Origin of the sequence: Geomonas oryzae, from assembly GCF_004117875.1 — a bacterium.
Classification (GTDB): Bacteria; Desulfobacterota; Desulfuromonadia; order Geobacterales; family Geobacteraceae; genus Geomonas; species Geomonas oryzae.
Genome location: NZ_RAHW01000001.1, coordinates 522,360 through 541,412, shown reverse-complemented (window position 1 = coordinate 541,412; position 19,053 = coordinate 522,360). Strand labels below are relative to the sequence as shown.

Annotated in this window: 16 protein-coding genes; 15 read left to right on the top strand and 1 reads right to left on the bottom strand. The window is 61.0% G+C overall.

All coding sequences use genetic code 11. The features are described from left to right. Positions 1-35: 35 nt before the first annotated feature. Positions 36-1,088: a GspE/PulE/PilB domain-containing protein gene (locus D6Z24_RS02460; protein WP_129124952.1), complete on the top strand. Its 1,053-nt coding sequence runs from the start codon at positions 36-38 to the stop codon at positions 1,086-1,088. Between the two features lie 91 nt (positions 1,089-1,179). On the opposite strand, the gene hemL is transcribed toward D6Z24_RS02460, so the two are convergent. Continuing rightward, positions 1,180-2,463 (bottom strand): glutamate-1-semialdehyde 2,1-aminomutase, encoded by a 1,284-nt coding sequence (hemL, locus tag D6Z24_RS02455; protein WP_129124951.1) that lies wholly within the window; start codon positions 2,461-2,463, stop codon positions 1,180-1,182. A gap of 403 nt (positions 2,464-2,866) precedes the next feature. Here hemL and D6Z24_RS02450 point away from each other — a divergent pair, with 403 nt between their 5' ends. The 14 genes from D6Z24_RS02450 (at position 2,867) to D6Z24_RS02385 (ending at position 18,155) form a co-directional block, all read left to right on the top strand. After that, a complete protein-coding gene (locus D6Z24_RS02450) occupies positions 2,867-3,223 on the top strand; it encodes an NADH-quinone oxidoreductase subunit A (protein WP_129124950.1) in 357 nt (118 codons plus the stop codon). Beyond that, positions 3,214-3,726 (top strand): NADH-quinone oxidoreductase subunit B, encoded by a 513-nt coding sequence (locus tag D6Z24_RS02445; RefSeq protein WP_129124949.1) that lies wholly within the window; start codon positions 3,214-3,216, stop codon positions 3,724-3,726. The genes D6Z24_RS02450 and D6Z24_RS02445 overlap by 10 nt, the downstream gene beginning before the upstream one ends. Before the next feature lie 33 nt (positions 3,727-3,759). Continuing rightward, positions 3,760-4,245 (top strand): NADH-quinone oxidoreductase subunit C, encoded by a 486-nt coding sequence (locus D6Z24_RS02440; RefSeq protein ID WP_129124948.1) that lies wholly within the window; start codon positions 3,760-3,762, stop codon positions 4,243-4,245. A 54-nt stretch (positions 4,246-4,299) separates the two neighbouring features. Then, complete coding sequence (gene nuoD / locus D6Z24_RS02435; protein WP_129124947.1) at positions 4,300-5,469, top strand: NADH dehydrogenase (quinone) subunit D; 1,170 nt, start codon at positions 4,300-4,302, stop codon at positions 5,467-5,469. A 32-nt stretch (positions 5,470-5,501) separates the two neighbouring features. Further along, positions 5,502-6,008 (top strand): NADH-quinone oxidoreductase subunit NuoE, encoded by a 507-nt coding sequence (nuoE, locus tag D6Z24_RS02430; RefSeq protein ID WP_129124946.1) that lies wholly within the window; start codon positions 5,502-5,504, stop codon positions 6,006-6,008. A gap of 37 nt (positions 6,009-6,045) precedes the next feature. Then, entirely contained in the window at positions 6,046-7,827 is a 1,782-nt protein-coding gene (gene nuoF, locus D6Z24_RS02425; protein WP_129124945.1) for an NADH-quinone oxidoreductase subunit NuoF, read from the top strand. A 118-nt stretch (positions 7,828-7,945) separates the two neighbouring features. Then, on the top strand, positions 7,946-10,411 hold the full coding sequence (locus tag D6Z24_RS02420; RefSeq protein ID WP_129124944.1) for a molybdopterin-dependent oxidoreductase: 2,466 nt from the start codon (positions 7,946-7,948) through the stop codon (positions 10,409-10,411). A 41-nt stretch (positions 10,412-10,452) separates the two neighbouring features. After that, positions 10,453-11,502 carry an NADH-quinone oxidoreductase subunit NuoH gene (gene nuoH, locus D6Z24_RS02415; protein ID WP_129124943.1) on the top strand — a complete coding sequence of 350 codons (1,050 nt, stop codon included), beginning with the start codon at positions 10,453-10,455 and terminating at the stop codon, positions 11,500-11,502. Positions 11,503-11,543: 41 nt separating this feature from the next. Beyond that, complete coding sequence (gene nuoI / locus D6Z24_RS02410) at positions 11,544-11,942, top strand: NADH-quinone oxidoreductase subunit NuoI (protein ID WP_129124942.1); 399 nt, start codon at positions 11,544-11,546, stop codon at positions 11,940-11,942. A gap of 10 nt (positions 11,943-11,952) precedes the next feature. After that, positions 11,953-12,456 carry an NADH-quinone oxidoreductase subunit J family protein gene (locus tag D6Z24_RS02405; RefSeq protein WP_129124941.1) on the top strand — a complete coding sequence of 168 codons (504 nt, stop codon included), beginning with the start codon at positions 11,953-11,955 and terminating at the stop codon, positions 12,454-12,456. 19 nt (positions 12,457-12,475) lie between these two features. Continuing rightward, the gene (gene nuoK, locus D6Z24_RS02400; protein ID WP_129124940.1) at positions 12,476-12,778 is read left to right on the top strand and encodes an NADH-quinone oxidoreductase subunit NuoK; all 303 of its coding nucleotides are present in this window, start codon (positions 12,476-12,478) and stop codon (positions 12,776-12,778) included. A gap of 141 nt (positions 12,779-12,919) precedes the next feature. Further along, a complete protein-coding gene (nuoL, locus tag D6Z24_RS02395; RefSeq protein ID WP_129124939.1) occupies positions 12,920-14,923 on the top strand; it encodes an NADH-quinone oxidoreductase subunit L in 2,004 nt (667 codons plus the stop codon). A gap of 51 nt (positions 14,924-14,974) precedes the next feature. Next, entirely contained in the window at positions 14,975-16,669 is a 1,695-nt protein-coding gene (locus D6Z24_RS02390; RefSeq protein ID WP_129124938.1) for an NADH-quinone oxidoreductase subunit M, read from the top strand. A 31-nt stretch (positions 16,670-16,700) separates the two neighbouring features. Next, the gene (locus D6Z24_RS02385; protein WP_129124937.1) at positions 16,701-18,155 is read left to right on the top strand and encodes an NADH-quinone oxidoreductase subunit N; all 1,455 of its coding nucleotides are present in this window, start codon (positions 16,701-16,703) and stop codon (positions 18,153-18,155) included. Positions 18,156-19,053 lie beyond the last annotated feature (898 nt).

Below are 19,053 nucleotides of genomic sequence, written 5' to 3'. Positions count from 1 at the left end.
GTAGAAATCGGTGCAAGGAAACCAGGAGGTAACGGATGTCGGCGAAGCTTGGCGAGATGCTGCTCAAGGTCGGGGCCCTGACGAAAGGCCAGCTGGAACAGGTGCTGAAGGCGCAGGTGATCTACGGGGGGAGGATAGGGACCAACCTCGTGGAGATGGGGCTCGTGTCCGAAGAGGAACTCGCACATGTCCTGAGCGAACAGTCCGGGGCGCCCTGCGTCGAGCCTTTCGAGCTCGGCGAGCTCCCGCAAGAGGTGCTCAAGCTCGTCCCGCCGGAACTGGTGCGCAAGTATCGCGTGATGCCCCTGGCGCTCGACGGCAAGCGGCTCTCCCTCGCCATGGCCGATCCCCATGACTTCGACGCCGTGGAGGAGATCGGGTTCGTCACCGGGTACGTGGTGAAACCGAGGATCTGCACCGAGCTCAGGCTGAACGCGGCACTCGAGAGGTACTACCGCATCGCCCGTCCCACCCGCTTCATAAAGGTCGAAGGGGGTATGAGAACCTCCTTCGAGGCCGGTGCGGCAAGCGCCGCTTCGGCACCGCTCACCGCGGGAACGCGCTGGGTGAGCATGCCGGGGGAGAAGGCGCCGGCGGAGCAGTTCACCGTGAAAGACGTCGCCGAGATGTTGGCGGCTGCGGCGACCGAAATGGAGGTGGTGCAGGCATTGGTCGCCTACCTGGGAGGCGAGTTCGATCGCGGCGGGTTTTTACGCCTGAAATCGGGCAAGGTCTCCGGCGTGCAGGCCGTAGCCGACGGGGAGGCCGTGGAAGGGTTCGTCCGGTTCGAGGCGGACCTGGAGCAGCTGCCGCAGATGGCGCGCATGGTGGAGGAAAAGGGGCTCGTCATGTGCGAGCTTGCCAAGGGAGACGCCGACGGCCTGTTGGTGCGCTCACTGGGGGGGACGCTGCCCGCTTCCGCCCTGCTGCTCCCCGTTTCCATGGGAGGGCACGTGGTGGCGGCGATCTGTGCGAGCGACGGCAAGGGGCGGTTAGGCGGGGGCGCCTTCGAGCTGCAGCGCGTGGGCGTCATGGCCGAGCTGAGTCTCGAGATGCTCTCCCTGCGCAGGAAGATAAAATCGTCCTAGGCGGCCTTTTCGGCCACCGGTAACGGCACCAAAGAAAAAGAGGCGCCCGCAAACGCGGGCGCCTCTTTTTTGCGCAAGGGGAAGGCCGGGCCTAGAGCGCCTTGAAGCACTTGGCGGCTGCGGCGATGGTCTTCTCGAGGTCCTTCTCCGAGTGGGACGCGCCCACGAAGGCGGTCTCGAACTGGGAGCAGGCGAGGTAGACGCCTTCTTCGAGCATGCCGCGGAAGTAGGTGGCGAACGCCTTGGTGTCGCACTTCGCCGCGCTGTCCCAGTTGTAGACCGGCTCTTTGGAGAAGAAGCCGCAGAACATGGAGCCGACGCGGGTGGAGTAGAGCGGGAAGCCGGCATCCTTGGCCGCCTTGGCGATCCCTTCGGCGACGAACTTGCTCTTCTCCTCGAGCTTCTCGTAGAAGCCGGGCTCCTGCAAAAGCTTCAGCGTCTCGATCCCGGCGGTCATGGCGAGCGGGTTCCCGGAAAGGGTGCCCGCCTGGTAGACCCCGCCTGCCGGCGAGAGCTGGGACATGATCTCTTTCTTGCCGCCGAAGGCGCCTACCGGCAGACCGCCGCCGATGATCTTGCCGAGGGTGGTGAGGTCCGGGGTGATGCCGAAGCGCTCCTGGGCCCCGCCGTAGGCGACCCTGAAGCCGGACATGACCTCGTCGAAGATGAGCACGATCCCTTCCTCGGTGCAGATCTCGCGGAGCCCCTCGAGGAACCCTTCCTGCGGCGGAACGGTACCCATGTTCCCCGCCACCGGCTCGACGATGACGCAGGCGATGGTCCCCTTGTTGGCTGCGACCAGCGCACGCACCGAGTCGAGGTCGTTGTAGGTCGCGGTCAGGGTGTGCTTGGCGAGGTCGGCCGGAACGCCCGGGGAGTCGGGCACGCCGAAGGTGGCGAGGCCGGAGCCCGCTTTCACCAGGAGCGAATCGGAGTGGCCGTGATAGCAGCCGGAGAACTTCAGGATGTTGTCGCGCCCGGTGTAGCCGCGGGAGAGCCTGATGGCGCTCATGGTCGCCTCGGTCCCGGAGCTCACCATGCGCACCATCTCGATGGAGGGGACCGCCGCGATCACCATCTCGGCCAGGGTGATCTCGAGTTCGGTCGGCGCGCCGAAGGAAGCGCCGCTCTCGGCGGCCTTCTTGATCGCCTCGACGACTTTCGGGTGGCAGTGTCCCACGATCATCGGACCCCAGGAGCCCACGTAGTCGATGTAGCCGTTGCCGTCTTCGTCGAAAATCATGGGGCCGGCAGCGCTCTTTATGAACAGCGGATCGGAGCCCACCGAGCGGAAGGCACGCACGGGGGAGTTGACCCCGCCGGGGATGGATTTGAGCGCCTGCTGAAAGAGTTGCGAGGAACGGCTGTTTTGCATGACGGGGTTCTCCTAAATGGCTGGAAATTATTAACTATCGGGCTCTCTGGTAGCATAGCCGCCGATATTCTGTCAAGAATTAAAAACTTTTCTCGTATACGGCCGGAGGGGCGGAAGAGGCGCAGGAGGGGGGGGAGCGCTAAGGGTGTAATACAATTTGAGAAAAGTATACGCCGTTCTGTAAACGGTTCGGGGATAACTGCATAATTTCTGCTTGACAAAGATGGTGAAATGAAATAATTTTCGGTCGCAATGTTGTATACAGTATACCTTTTCGAAGGCGCAGCGCTTGCTAAGTATCGGAAGCGGCGGGGCTTGTTGGTCGAGAAGCGTGCAGTATACGGCATTTCCGCGCGCTTGAAAAGAAAATCAACAACAACCTGGTAGTACGGGAGGATAAGGGATGCTTGGTGCATATCTGCCAATCTTGGTGCTGGTCGTCATAGCCTGCTTGTTCGGTCTCGGGTCGGTGATCTTCTCATCGCTCATAGGCCAGAAAAAGCCGTCTCAGGTGAAGCTCGCACCTTACGAGTGCGGTTGCGAACCGGTGGGCAGCGCACGCGAGCGCTTCTCGGTCAAGTTCTACCTGATCGCGATGCTCTTCATCCTGTTCGACATCGAGGCCGTCTTCATGTACCCCTGGGCGGTCCTCTTCAAGCGCCTGGGCATGTTCGGCCTGGCCGAGATGGGTCTCTTCATCGTCATACTCTTCGTAGGCTACATCTACGTTTGGAAAAAAGGAGCACTGGAATGGGAGTAAATCAGCCGCTGGGCGACAACATCATCACGACTTCCCTGGACAGCCTCGTTAACTGGGCCAGGAAGTCCTCCATCTGGCCGATGACCTTTGGTCTTGCCTGCTGCGCGATCGAGATGATGGCGACCGGTGCGGCCAAGCACGACCTGGACCGTTTCGGTATCATCTTCCGCGCCTCCCCCCGCCAGGCGGACTGCATCATCATCGCCGGCACGGTCACCAAGAAGATGCTCCCGGTAATTCAGACCGTGTACGAGCAGATGCCGGAACCGAAGTGGGTGGTCGCCATGGGCGCCTGCGCCTGCTCGGGCGGGATCTTCGACACCTACTCCGTCGTGCAGGGCATCGACGAGGCGCTTCCGGTCGACGTTTACATCCCGGGGTGCCCGCCGCGTCCGGAGGCCCTTCTCTACGGCCTGATGAAGCTTCAGGACAAGATCGCCAACGAGAAGAACTCCTTCGGCTCTTCCATCGGCTTGGGCGACAGACTCGAACCCGCCGCATAATCCAAAACGACCAAAGGGAAAGGTAAGGCTGACATGGCAGAAAATAATCGCGCTGTAGTGAAGCTGAAGGAGCGTTACGCGGATGCCCTTCTCGAGTACAAGGAGCATCGCGGCGAGGTGACGGTGATCGTCAAGAAGGAGAGCGTTCTAGAGGTGCTGAAGTTCCTCAGGGACGACCTGCGTTACAACTTCCTCTCCGACCTCACCGCGGTCGACTACCTGGGCCAGGACCCGCGTTTCATGGTGGTCTACAACCTCCTCTCCATCCCCAACAAGGACCGGATCAGGGTTAAGGCGCCGGTGACCGAGGCGGACTGCTCCATCGAATCCGCCACCGCCCTCTGGAACTCCGCCAACTGGCTTGAGCGTGAGGCGTTCGACCTTTTCGGCATCGAGTTCAAGAACCACCCGAACCTGGTGCGCATCCTGATGACCGATGACTGGGTTGGGCACCCGCTCAGGAAGGACTACCCCCTCCAGGGACCCGACCGCGAGCCGTACAAGGGGCGCCTGTCTTAGGCGATAGTTCGAAACCAGGGAACGATTTCCATTTCCAAAAAATAGAGGCGATCAATGGCTAGTGAAATAATGACTTTGAACATGGGGCCCCAGCACCCCAGTACCCACGGCGTTCTGAGGCTCGTAGTGGAGCTGGACGGCGAGGTGATACAGAAGATCACCCCTCACATCGGCTACCTGCACCGGGGTATCGAGAAGCTCTCCGAGCACCGTACCTACCACCAGACCCTGCCCCTCACGGACCGCATGGACTACCTGGCCCCGATGCACAACAACCTGGGCTACGTGCTGGCCGTCGAGAAGCTTCTGGGCCTCGACGTCCCGGAGCGCGCGAAGCTCGTGCGCGTCATCATGGCGGAGCTCACCCGTCTTAAGAGCCACCTGGTCTGGATCGCCTGCCACGCACTCGACATCGGCGCGATGACCGTGTTCCTCTACGCCTTCCGCGAGCGCGAGATGGTGATGGACCTCTACGAGATGGTCTCCGGCGCGAGGATGACCTCCAACTACTTCCGCGTGGGCGGCCTGTCCCGCGAACTCCCGGCCGGCTTCGAGCAGAAGGTCCAGGAGATCGTCGACACCTTCCCGGGTCACTTCGACACCTACGAGGGGCTTCTCACCAAGAACACCATCTGGCTGCAGAGGACCATCGGCAACGGCGTCATCTCCGCTGAGGACGCCATCGACTACGGCATCTCCGGCCCGGCCTTGAGGGGCTCCGGCGTCGACTTCGACCTCCGCCGCGACCTCCCGTACTCCGGTTACGAGGACTTCGACTTCAAGGTTCCGGTCGGCGAGAACTGCGACACCTTCGACCGCTACAAGGTGCGTCTCGTGGAGATGCGCGAATCCGTGAAGATCATCGACCAGGCCCTGAAGCGGTTGAAGCCCGGACCGATCCTGGCCGACGCGCCGCAGGTCTGCTACCCGCCGAAGGAGAGCGTGTACAACTCCATCGAGGGTCTCATCCACCACTTCAAGATCGCTTCCGAGGGCTTCCCCGTCCCCGAGGGCGAGGTATACATGGCCGTCGAGAACCCGAAAGGGGAGCTCGGCTACTACATCGTGTCGGACGGCGGCAACATGCCGTACCGCATGAGGGTCCGCCCGCCGTCATTCGTGAACCTCTCCGCCATCGAGAAGATGGCCAAGGGTTCCATGCTGGCCGACCTGGTTGCCATCATCGGAACGCTAGACATCGTACTTGGCGAAATTGACCGTTAGATTTTAATCAACAAGTAAAGGAGATGGGGTAAATGTCTAACGCTCCAGCCGAAGAAATTCCGGCCGAAGAAATCGATCTGACCGAGGCCAACGAAGTCATCGACAAGTACCTGACACTGCCGGGCAACCTCATGCCGGTCCTGCAGGGGATCCAGGACGCTTACGGGTACGTCCCGAAGCCGACCATAGACCTGGTCGCCGAGCGGCTGAACGTCTACCCGAGCCAGATCTACGGCGTGCTCACCTTCTACGCCCAGTTCCACCTGAAGCCGCGCGGCAGATTCATCATCAGGGTCTGCGTCGGCACCGCCTGCCACGTACAGGGGGCGGAGCGCATCACCGAGACCTTCTTCGGGCGCCTGGGGATCGGGCACGCGGAAACCACGCCCGACCTGCGCTACACCTTCGAGAAGGTGGCCTGCCTGGGCGCCTGCGGCATGGCGCCTCTGGCCATGGTGAACGACGACACCTTCGGCAAGATGACGGTCCAGAAAGTGGACGAGATCATTGAAACCTACAACGCACGGCCGATGAAGTAAGCCAAGACGTCAATTTCTCAGCAGGGGACCTTTTGTCATGAGCGATAACGCAGGAATCAAAATACTTATCTGTCAGGGTACCGGCGGCATCTCGGCCGGCGCCAAGCAGGTCGAGGCCGAGTTCACCAGGCTGATAGCGGAGAAGGGGATCGTGGCCCAGGTCGGCAAGCGTTGCGACGTGGTCAAGACCGGCTGCCGCGGCCTGTGCGCCAACGACGTTCTCGTTGACGTCATCACCCCCGAACTGGGCAGGGTCACCTACGACTTCGTCGTGCCCGAGGACGTCGCGGCGATCCTCGACCAGCACATCGTCAACAACGAAGTCATCGAGAAGAAAAAGGCCAAGGCCTACTACAACACCTTCGTAGATCAGCAGATGCGCGTGGTCATGACCGGCTGCGGCCAGATCGACCCGGAGCGCATCGACGCCTTCCTCGAAGAGGACGGCTTCAAGGCGATCGAGAAGTGCGTGAAAGAGATGAAGCCCTCCGAGGTCATCGACGAGGTGAAGAAATCCGGACTTCGTGGCCGTGGGGGGGGTGGCTTCCCGACCGGCATGAAGTGGAGCTTCTGCGCCGCTTCCCCGGGCAACCACAAGTACCTCATCTGCAACGCCGACGAGGGTGACCCGGGCGCGTTCATGGACCGCTCCATCCTCGAAGGTGACCCGTACTGCGTCATCGAGGGCATGATGATCGCGGCCTACGCGATAGGCTGCGACGCAGGCTACGTCTACGTCCGCGCCGAGTACCCGCTCGCCATCGACCGTCTCCAGAAGGCGCTCGACACCTGCTACGAGAAGGGTTACCTGGGCAAGAATATCCAGGGTTGGGGCTTCGACTTCGACATGAGGATCAAGAAGGGCGCCGGCGCGTTCGTCTGCGGCGAGGAAACCGCCCTCATGGCCTCCATCGAAGGCGAGCGCGGCATGCCGCGTCCCCGTCCGCCGTTCCCGGCGGTCAAGGGCCTCTGGGGCTTCCCGACCAACATCAACAACGTCGAGACCTTCGCGAACGTCCGTCACATCATCAACAAGGGCTCCGACTGGTACGCATCGCTTGGTACCGACACCACCAAGGGGACCAAGATCTTCGCGGTCACCGGCAAGGTGAAGCACACCGGTCTCGTCGAGGTTCCGGCCGGTATGTCGGTCAGGGACGTCATCTACTCGGTCTGCGGCGGCATCGCCAACAACCGCAAGTTCAAGGCGGTTCAGGCAGGCGGTCCTTCCGGCGGCTGCATCCCGGCCGAGGTGCTCGACACCCCGGTCGACTACGACTCGCTCATCAAGGCGGGCGCCATGATGGGTTCCGGCGGTCTGGTCGTCATGGACGAGACCACCTGCATGGTCGACGTGGCCCGCTTCTTCCTGACCTTCACCAAGATGGAGTCCTGCGGCAAGTGCGTTCCCTGCCGTATCGGCCTGAAGGCCATGCTCGACATCCTGGAGAGGATCACCGAAGGTCGCGGCGAGATGGAAGACATCGACACCCTCCTGGAGATGGGCGCCACCATCAAAAAGGCATCCCTTTGCGGTCTGGGGCAGACGGCTCCGAACCCGATTCTCTCCACCGTGAAGTATTTCAGGCACGAGTACGAGGCGCACATCAAGGACAAGCGTTGCCCCTCCAACTCCTGCAAGGAGCTCCTCCTGTGGCAGGTGGTTCCCGAGAAGTGCGTCAAGTGCGGCGCTTGTCTCAGGGCCTGCCCGTCCAACGCCATCAAGTGGGAAAAGGGCGAGGTCGCCGAGCTGATCAAGGAAAACTGCACCAAGTGCAAGTCCTGCTACGACGCTTGCCGCTTCATGGCCATTGAGTAATAACGACCGTTCTAAGTTCTACGTTCTACGTTCTAAGTTGAAGCCTTAGCCGTGAACGTAGAACGCAGAACATAGAACGTAGAACCAGATTTATGACTCCGGGGAGACAGAGGTCGAGATGGTAAATCTTACGATAAACGGAAAACAGGTTGCGGTAGAAAAGGACGCCACCATTTACGACGCCGCCAAGGCGTGTGGTATCAAGATACCCATCCTTTGCCATGACAAAAAGCTGCACCCGTTCGGCGGCTGCCGCATGTGCCTCGTCGAGGTGGAGCAGATGAAGGGGCGTCTCATCCCCGCCTGCACCACCCCGGTCACCGAGGGGATGATCGTGCAGACCACCACCGACGAGATCGTGAAGGCGAGGAAGCTGGTCCTTGAGCTTTTGCTCCTCAAGCACCCGATCGACTGCCCGGTCTGTGACGCCGCGGGCGACTGCGACCTGCAGAACCTCACCTACGAGTACAAGGTGAACATGAACCGGTTCGTGGACGAGAAGTTCAACCACGAGATCGACTACGAGAACCCGCTCATCGAGCGCGACATGAACCGCTGCATCCACTGCGGCAAGTGCGCGAGGATCTGCGACGAGATCGTTTCCTACGGCGCCTACACCTTCATCAACCGCGGCATCGAGGCGAAGATGGGCACCGAGTTCGACGGCCCCCTGAACTGCGAGTTCTGCGGCTCCTGCGTCTCGGTCTGTCCGGTCGGCGCGCTGAACTCCCGCCCCTTCAAGTTCAAGGCCCGCTGGTGGGCGCTGCAGAAGACCAAGAGCGTATGCTCCTACTGCGGCACCGGCTGCCAGCTCACCCTGGGGAGCAAGGACGGCAAGGTTCTCACCACCATCTACGACGAGAACCAGGGCTTCCATAACGGCCAGCTCTGCACCCGCGGCCGCTTCGGCTACCAGTTCGTCAACTCCGAGAAGCGTCTCACCACCCCGCTCGTGAGGAAGAACGGCAAGCTCCAGGAAGCGACCTGGGAAGAGGCCCTCGCCGAGGTGACCTCCAGGCTTTCCGCCGGCAAGAGCGATCCCGCTTCCGTGGCGGCGCTTGCCACCGCGCGCCTGACCAACGAAGAACTCTTCCTCCTTGAGAAGCTCTTCCGCGGCACCATCGGCACCGACAACATCGACCACTCGGCGGGCTTCGCCCACGAGGCGCTCACCAAGGGGGCCGCTGCTTCCTTCGGCGTGGCCGCTTCCCCCTCCGAGATCGCCGACATCCAGAAGTCGAACCTGCTCCTCGTCGTGAAGTCCGACGCCTACGAGACCCACCCGGTCATCGGCTTCGAGATCAACCTCGGCGTCAAGAGGAAAGGGGTCGCCCTCAGGATCGTCTCCGACAAGAAAGGCAAACTCACCCGTCTGCCGGGCGCTAAGACCACGGTCCACACCCCGGGGAGCGAAGTCGCCCTCTTCAACGCGCTCTGCAAGTCGATCATCGACCAGGGGCTCGCAGCCGAAAGCGTTGCCGGTCTGGACGCACTGAAGGCGGCCGTAGCCGATGCCACCGCCGAGAAGGCAGGCGTCACCGCCGAAGAGATCGCGGCACTGGCGAAAGACTACGCCGCCGCCGAGAAGGCGCTCATCATCCTGCCGATCGGTCTCGGCTACCCCGGCCACAACGCGGCCCTCGCAAACGCCGCCGCGAACCTCGCCGTCCTCACCGGCAAGATCGGCAAGGAAGGCTCGGGTCTTCTCATCATGGGCGAGAAGAACAACAGCCAGGGTGCTGTCGACATGGGCATCTACCCGAAAGGGACCGGGCTTGCCGCCTCCGCCATCATCGACGGCTGCGCGAACGGGAACGTGAAGACCCTGTTCGTAGCGGGCGAGAACCCGGTGGTTTCCTACCCGAACCGCAAGAAGGTGGAGAAGGCGCTCGAGAACGTCGAGTTCATGGTCGTCGCCGACCTCTTCCTCACCGAGACGGCGGCACTTGCCGACGTGGTGCTCCCGGCCTGCTCCTTCGCGGAGAAGAACGGTACCTACACCTCGCTCGGGCGTCGCGTCCAGAACGTGAGGAAGGCGATTCCCGCCGTGGGCCTCGCGAAGAGCGACTTCGAGATCCTGAACGCGCTCTCCCAGGCTCTGGGCGGCGCCCGCTACAACAACCAGGGCGAGGTCTTCACCGAGATCGCGGCAACCGTCCCGGCCTACAAGGGTCTCACCCAGGCGGGGCTCAAGGACGAAGGCGCCGTTTACCCGGTCGCCGTCGCCGCGAAGCTGGTCCCGGTTCAGGCGAAAGCGGCCGCACCCGCGGCAGGCAAGCTCGCCATGGTCACCGGCAGCGCCCTTTACCACTGCGGCACCATGAGCCGCTTCGGCGAAGGCCCGATGTACGTCTGCCCGGACGCCTACGCGGAACTGAACACCGCCGACGCTGCGGCCTTGAAGATCGCCGAGGGTGACCAGGTCACCGTTACGAGCGCCACCGGCGCGGTGCAGGTTGCCGCCAAGGTCGGCAAGAGGGTGCCCCAGGGCGTCGTCTTCTCCCCCTACCACTTCGGTGAGGGGAGCGTCAACACCATCACTGACGGCGCCGAGGTCACCTACGTCACCGTCGCCAAGAAATAGCTGACAGCTAGAAAATCTATACAAGAGGGGAAGACTATCAGATGGATACGCTAATCTTAGGACTGCCGGTCGCGTACTACATAGCCATGGTTGCCAAAGTGCTCGTAGCCTTTGTCTTCGTACTGCTTACCGTGGCTTACGCCACCTACGCAGAGCGCAAGATCATCGGGCACATGCAGGTGCGTCTGGGTCCCATGAGGACCGGCTGGCACGGCCTGCTCCAGCCGATCGCGGACGGCGTCAAGCTGTTCTTCAAAGAGGAGATCGTCCCGTCCCAGGCGAGCAAGTTCGCTTTCCTGATAGCTCCCCTCGTCGCACTGATTCCGGCGTTCATCTCCTTCGCCGTCATCCCCTTCGGCGACAGCGTGACCATCGGCGGGTACACCGTGCCGCTGCAGATCGCCGCATACTACGATGAGGCCGGTAGGCAGGTCTTCGACATCAACGTCGGCGTACTCTACATCCTGGCCATGGCTTCCCTGGGCGTCTACGGCATCGTGCTCGCGGGTTGGGCCTCCAACTCCAAGTACTCCCTGCTCGGCGGGCTTCGCTCCGCGGCGCAGATGATCTCCTACGAGCTGGCCGCCGGCCTCGCCATCATCTCGGTCTTCATGCTCTCCGAGAGCCTCAGCCTGCACAAGATCGTAGCCGATCAGGCGGGCGGCGCATGGTACGCCTTCAAGCAGCCCTTCGCCTTCATCATCTTCTTCATCTGCTCGCTGGCCGAGATCAACAGGACCCCGTTCGACCTTCCCGAGGCCGAGACGGAGCTGGTATCCGGCTTCTGCACCGAGTACTCCTCCATGAAGTACGCGATGTTCTTCATGGCTGAGTATGCCAACATGATCACCGTCTGCGCCGTCACCACCACCCTGTTCCTGGGCGGCTGGCACGGTCCGGCCTTCCTCCCCGGCTGGTTCTGGTTCATCGCCAAGGTGTACTTCCTGATCTTCGTCTGCATGTGGGTCAGGGCCACCTACCCGCGTTACCGTTACGACCAGCTGATGCGTCTTGGCTGGAAGGTGTTCCTGCCGCTCACCCTGGTCAACGTAATGGCGACCGGCCTGTGGGTCATGTTCATCAGCAAGTAGTCAGACTTTAAGCTACACAACTTCTAGGCGAGGTGCCGCAAATGATAATGCCGCTCATAAAAGGTCTTCAGATCACCATTTCACATATGTTCAAGAAGCCGGTCACCCTGCAGTACCCGACCGAGCGTCCTGACGTCAAGCCCGGCTTCCGCGGACTGCACGCGCTGAACGTCTCCCACGACAAGGCGAAGTGTGTAGCCTGCTACCTCTGCCCCACCGTCTGCCCGGCCAAGTGCATCACGGTCGAGGCGGGCGAGGACGCAAACCACGACAAGTACGCTGCGAAATACGAAATCGACATGCTGCGCTGCATCTTCTGCGGCTACTGTGTGGAAGCGTGCCCGGTTGACGCGATTCGGATGACGGAACAGTTCGAACTCGCCAACTACTCGCGCGCTGACTTCACCTACACCAAAGACAGACTCTTAGAAAAGAAATAAAGGAGCAGCAATGGAATCGTTATTCTTTCTCGTCGTGGCTGCGGTGGCCGTCATTTCCAGCATCCTCGTGATCACCTGCAAAAACCCGATCAACAGCGCCCTGTCGCTGGTGATGACCTTCTTCTGCCTGGCGACCTTCTACGTCATGCTGGACGCCCCCTTCATGGCGGCCACCCAGGTGATCGTCTACGCGGGCGCCATCATGGTCCTGATCATCTTCGTGATCATGCTCCTGAACGTGAGGGTCGAGACCGTGAAGCGCGGCTCCCATGCGGTGATCGCCGGGAGCGCCATCGGGCTCTTCGTTCTCTTCCAGACCGTATGGTTCCTGATGAAAGGTTCCATGACCGGCCAGGTCGGGACCATGACCAAGGAGCAGATCGTCAGCGTCGGTCACGTCGAACTGATCGGCAAGGCGCTCTTCACCGATTTCCTGCTGCCGTTCGAGGTCACCTCGGTGCTTCTGCTGGCGGCGATCGTTGGCGCAGTCATCCTGGCCAAAAAGAAAATTTAACGCTACGAGGGGAACTGACATGCTAGCGATCGAAAATTACCTGATAGTTTCGGCCATCCTCTTCTCCATCGGGACCATCGGCGTCCTGACCAAGAGAAACGCCATCATCATCTTCATGTGCGTCGAGATGATGCTCAACGCGGTGAACCTTACCTTCATCGCCTTCTCGAGGCACCTGGGCAACATCGACGGGCAGGTCTTCGTGTTCTTCGTCATGACCGTCGCCGCGGCCGAGGCCGCAGTAGGCCTTGCGCTCATGATCGCCTTCTTCAAGAACCGCGAGTCCATCGACGTCGAGGACGTCAACCTGCTTAAACTCTAAAACCCGTTCAACGTTCAGCGTTCAACGTTCCGGGTTGAAAGCCGGAACCGGCGCGGACGGCAAGGGGTGGAGTCAGGGTTGGTCGAAACTTAGAACTTAGAACATAGAACTTAGAACTTTTAGTAATAAAAGGAGTCAGGGATGTTTGATTTAGTATGGTTGATCCCACTGTGCCCTCTCATCGGCTCGGTCATCAACGGCCTACTCGGCAAGAAGATCAAAAACGAGACCGTCATCGGCGGTATCGCGGCCGGTAGCGTGTTCGCCTCCTTCATGGTCGCCTGCGGAATCCTGTTCCAGCTCCTGAGCCTGCCGGGCGAGGAGCGGGTGTTCCAGAAGACGATCTTCACCTGGATCCAGTCGGGTAACTTCAAGGCCGACATCGGCTTCCTGATCGATCCGCTCTCGGCGACCATGCTGATGATCGTAACGGGGATCGGCTTCCTGATCCACCTCTACTCCATCGGTTACATGCACGGCGAGGAAGGGTTCTACCGCTACTTCTGCTACCTGAACCTCTTCACCTTCTCCATGCTCTGCCTCGTGTCGGGCAACAACCTGCTCCTCATGTTCATCGGCTGGGAGGGCGTGGGCCTTTGCTCCTACCTCCTGATCGGCTACTACTTCCACAAGAAGAGCGCGGGCGACGCAGGCAAGAAGGCATTCGTGATGAACAGGGTCGGCGACTTCGGTTTCCTCCTCGGTCTCTTCACCCTCTTCTGGTACCTGGGTCACAACCACAACGTCTGGACCATCAACTTCGTCGAGCTCGCGAAAAACGCCGACCTCCTCGTCCCGGGCGCCGTGGTGACCACCATCTGTCTCTGCTTCTTCCTGGGCGCTACCGGTAAGTCCGCCCAGATCCCGCTGTACACTTGGCTCCCGGACGCGATGGAAGGCCCGACTCCGGTCTCCGCCCTCATCCACGCGGCCACCATGGTCACCGCCGGCGTCTACATGATCGCCCGCATGAACTTCATCTACATCAAGAGCCCGACCGCGCTCTTAGTCGTCGCCTGCGTCGGCGCCGCCACCGCCCTCTTCGCGGCGACCATCGGCACCGCACAGAACGACATCAAGCGCGTCCTCGCATACTCCACCGTTTCCCAGCTCGGCTACATGTTCCTGGCCATGGGCGTCGGCGCCTTCACCGCCGGCGTGTTCCACCTGATGACCCACGCCTTCTTCAAGGCCTGCCTGTTCCTCGGTTCCGGCTCCGTCATCCACGCCATGCACCACGCGCTGCACCACGAGCATTCCGAAGCCGACCCGCAGGACATGAGGAACATGGGCGGTCTGTACAAGAAGATGCCGGTCACCTTCGGTACCTTCTTCATCGCCACCCTCGCCATCGCCGGCGTTCCGGGCCTTGCCGGCTTCTTCTCCAAGGACGAGATCCTCTGGCAGGCGTTCGCCAACCCGCATCACCATGACGTGAACTACGCCCTCTGGGCCGCCGGCGCAATCGCGGCCGGCCTCACCGCCTTCTACATGTTCCGCCTGGTCTGCATGACCTTCTTCGGCAAGACCCGTCTTTCCGAGAAGGCATGGCACCACCTGCACGAGTCCCCGTGGGTCATCACCGTGCCGCTCGTCTGCCTCGCCTTCCTCTCCCTCGTGGGCGGCTGGGTCGGCGTGCCTAAGCTCCTGGGCGAGGTGTTCGGCGACATGCCGAACTACTTCGAGCACTGGCTGGAGCCGGTCTTCGCCTACTCGACCCAGTACATGATCGCCCACGGCGCGCACGGCGTCCACTCCGTAGCCCTCGAGTGGGGCCTCATGGGGACCTCCGTCGTGATCGCCTTCGCCGGCATCGGCCTCGCTTTCGCGCTCTACGTCATCGCCCCGAGCATCCCCGAGAAGTTCACCTCGACCTTCCCGGCGCTGCACCGCGCGGTCTACAACAAGTGGTACATCGACGAGATCTACGACTTCGTGTTCGTCAACCCCTGCAAGGCTCTCGGCAACTTCCTCTGGAAAGGGTTCGACGTGGTGGTGGTCGACGGCATCGTGAACGGCGTCGCCGCCGTGGTCCGCGGTTTCTCCGGCATCCTGCGCTACGTGCAGACCGGCTACGTTCACAACTACGCCTTCTCCATGGTTCTGGGCGTGGTGCTGATCGTCGCGGTATACCTCTTCCGTTAAGACTTGAAGACTTTCAGATAATTTTGACCTGAAGTAAAAGGAGCAGAGTAAATGAGCCAGCTACCGTTACTGAGCATATTAACCTTCACACCGCTGATCGGGGCGATACTGCTCCTCTTTGTGAACAAGAACAGCCACGGCGTGCTCCGTAGCATCGCCATGGCGGTGACGGTGGTGACGTTTATCCTCTCGCTGCCCCTGATCACCGGGTACAACGCGCCGGGCACCGACATCGGCGGGTTCCAGTTCCTCGAGAACATCCCCTGGATCGCGGCCGGCCCCTTCCAGATGAGCTACCACCTGGGCATCGACGGTATCAGCCTCTGGCTCGTCATCCTGACCACCTTCATCATGCCGATCGCCATCCTCTCCACCTACACGGCGGTTGAGGAGAAGGTGAAGGAATACATGATCTGCCTCCTGCTCCTCGAAGTCGGCATGATCGGAACCTTTATCTCGCTCGATCTCTTCCTCTTCTACATCTTCTGGGAGATCATGCTGATCCCGATGTACTTCATGATCGGTATCTGGGGCGGCAAGAACAGGATCTACGCGGCAGTCAAGTTCTTCATCTACACCGCGGTCGGCTCGCTCCTCATGCTGGTCGCTTTGATCGCCCTTTACTTCAAGGCAGGCGGCGGCGACTTCAGCATCCTGCGCTTCTACGAACTGCACCTTGACCCGGCCACCCAAATGTGGATGTTCCTGGCCTTCGCCCTGGCCTTCGCCATCAAGGTCCCGATGTTCCCGCTGCACACCTGGTTGCCCGATGCGCATACCGAAGCACCGACCGCAGGCTCCGTAATCCTGGCCGCCGTCATGCTGAAGTGCGGTACCTACGGTTACGTCCGCTTCGCGATGCCGCTCTTCCCGGACGCCAACGCACAGTTCACCCCGCTCATCGCGACCCTCTCCGTGATCGGCATCATCTACGCATCGCTCGTCGCTATGATGCAGCAGGACGTGAAGAAACTGGTCGCTTACTCCTCGGTAGCCCACCTGGGCTTCGTAATGCTGGGCGTCTACGCCCTCAACCAGCAGGGCGTCACCGGCGGCATGCTGCAGATGCTGAACCACGGCGTTTCCACCGGCGCGCTGTTCCTTATCGTCGGCTTCATCTACGAGCGTCGTCACACCCGTCTCATCTCCGACTTCGGCGGTCTGGCCAAGCAGATGCCGGTCTTCGCCACCATGTTCATGATCGTCACCTTCTCCTCCATCGGCCTGCCGGGCACCAACGGCTTCGTCGGTGAGTTCCTGGTGCTTTTGGGCTCCTTCGAGAGCAGCCTGCGCTGGTACGCGATCATCGCCACCTCCGGCGTCATCCTCTCCGCCGTCTACATGCTCTGGATGTTCCAGAGGGTCATGTTCGGCGAGCTGAAGAATCCGAAGAACCAGAACCTGAAGGACCTGAACGCACGCGAAGTCGCCATCATGCTGCCGCTCATCTTCCTCATCTTCTTCCTTGGCATCTACCCGCGTCCGGTCATCGACACCATGGCACCGTCCATCGACAAGATGATCGCGCAGACCAAGGTCCAGCAGCAGGTAGCCCAGCTTCCCGGCGCAGTACCGGCGCTTCCCCCGGGTCACATGGCCGTTCCCGGCATGCCCGAGGCAGGTGCGGCACCCGCCGGTCTGCCCGAAGGTCACCCTGCAGTCGGTGCAGAAGCGGCGCCCGCAGCAGCGCCCGCCGGTCTGCCCGAAGGACACCCGGCCATCCCCGCAAACAACGAAGCAAAATAGACCGCTTAGAACTACTGACGGAGGATTATAGATGGAAACAATTGCTATGCCGGCCATAAACCTGGCAGTGATCATGCCTGAGATACTACTCTCATGCATCGCCATGGTGCTGCTGCTCGTCAACGTCTTCGTGCCGGGCAATAACAAGGCCTACCTCGGTTACCTGAGCATCATCGGCCTTGCAGTGACCGCGGCGAGCGTGGTGGGCGGCTGGGGGCCGTCAGTATCGGCGTTCAACGGTTCGGTAGTGCAGGACAACTTCGCCACCTTCTTCAAGGTGATCTTCCTGGTATCAGCGGGGCTCGCGATCCTGATCGCCGACCGCTACATGGCCCAGGAAGAGTGCAACCAGGGTGAGCTCTACCCCCTGATTCTCTTCTCCACCGTCGGCATGATGCTGATGGCGGCCGGGACCGACCTGATGGTCATCTTCTTAGGTCTCGAGCTTCTCTCCATCTGCCTGTACGTGCTGGCCGGCTTCAACCGCAACAGCCTGAAGTCCAACGAGGCCGGGCTCAAGTACTTCCTGCTTGGCTCCTTCTCCACCGGCTTCCTGCTCTACGGCATGGCGCTCACCTACGGCGCCACCGGCAGCACCAAGATCCACGCCATCTCCGCTTACGTCATGGGTAACCCCGGTGTAGCGAGCAACACCCTCTTCGTGGTCGGCATGCTGCTCATGGCCACCGGCTTCGCCTTCAAGATCGCCGCGGCACCGTTCCACATGTGGACCCCGGACGTCTACGAAGGTGCGCCGACCCCGATCACCGCCTTCATGTCCGCAGGTCCTAAGGCAGCCGGCTTCGCCGCCTTCATCCGCGTGATGATCTTCGCCTTCCCGATGCTGAGGGTAGAGTGGGGGAACCTCCTGTGGATCCTGGCCGTCCTCACCATGACCGCCGGTAACATCATCGCCCTTTCCCAGGACAACGTGAAGAGGATGCTTGCTTACTCCTCCATCGCGCATGCAGGTTACGCCCTGGTAGGTTTCGCAGCCGTCAACGCAGAAGGTGCGGCAGGCATCCTGTTCTACATGCTCTCCTACGCGTTCATGAACATCGGCGCCTTCGCCGTCCTCGTGCTCATCACCAAGAAAGGCGAGAGCAACGGCAACGTGCAGGACCTCGCAGGTTTCGGCCACAAGAAGCCGCTTCTGGCGATGGTGCTCAGCATCTTCCTCTTCTCCCTGGCCGGCATGCCGCCGACCGCGGGCTTCATCGGGAAGTTCTACCTCTTCAGCGCCGCCATCAAGGCAGGTTACGTTTGGCTTGCCGTCATCGGCGTGCTGAACTCCGCAGCCTCCCTGTACTACTACCTGCGCGTCATGGTCTTCATGTACATGAAAGACCCGAGCGAAGACTTCGAGTGGGCAGGAGCCACCCCGGCCGTCGCCGTCTGCCTGCTGGTAGCCGTCGGTGCCACCCTGGCCCTCGGCATGGTACCGGGCACCGTCCTCGAGCTTGCGCAGAAGGCCGTGCAGTTCTAAGACAAGCCGGATAAGCGAAGTAAAACAAAGAGGGCACCCGTCACCGGGTGCCCTCTTTGCGTATATTACCGCAGCGTCTCAAAGGGGACTGGCTCCGCAGGTGCCAGTCCCCCTATTCCCCTACCTGAGTCCATAAAGCGCCTCACGTGCTCCCGCGCCCCCCCTTGCAACGGTTCATCCGGGAATTCCGCGGAAGAGCGAATGTTTCCATTCAGCATAGCAGTAGGCGGCACGTTCCCCCCTTTGCGAAGGGGGGACAGGGGGGATTTGCTTTTTCTTATCTGCCCCCAGAGGTGCCTCGTCAGTCTCCCTTTGACACCCCTTCCTCCCTTGGTACATTTTCATCTTCACGCCCCTCACCTACAGGAGCTTTTCGGATGGCGAACTCCCGAGTACCCAGAATCATCCTAGACGACGTAGGGGGACTACTAGCGCCTCGTACCCCAGGACCACTGGGACACAATGATGCAGCCGCCCCGCATAACGGATTAAAACACGCGAGGGGAGACACCCCAGGGCCTCTAGGGATCAACGATCATGGAGCCCCCAACACTCATACAAACGGGAGCAGGGCACCCCAAGCTCCTGTCCGCAAAGGTTGGGATCCATCCGCTGCGGCAGCATACCTGAGGAATCCGTGCAACGGGTGGGCTGGGAAACACTCACAAGGAAGGTGTGCTAGAGCCGTCCGACTAGCTATCAACGCTGGCCATCAGCCCACCCCTAATAATCCTGTCTCCGCGGCGGATTACAAAGACTACTTGCGGAGGCTAGGGTTTGAAGCTGTGAATATAGAAGGTTATGTGCCTAGTATAGGAGACATTGCAGTATTCCCCACCGATGTCCCAACAGGTCACGAGCATGGGCACATTGAGATGTTCACGGGAGAAAAGTGGCA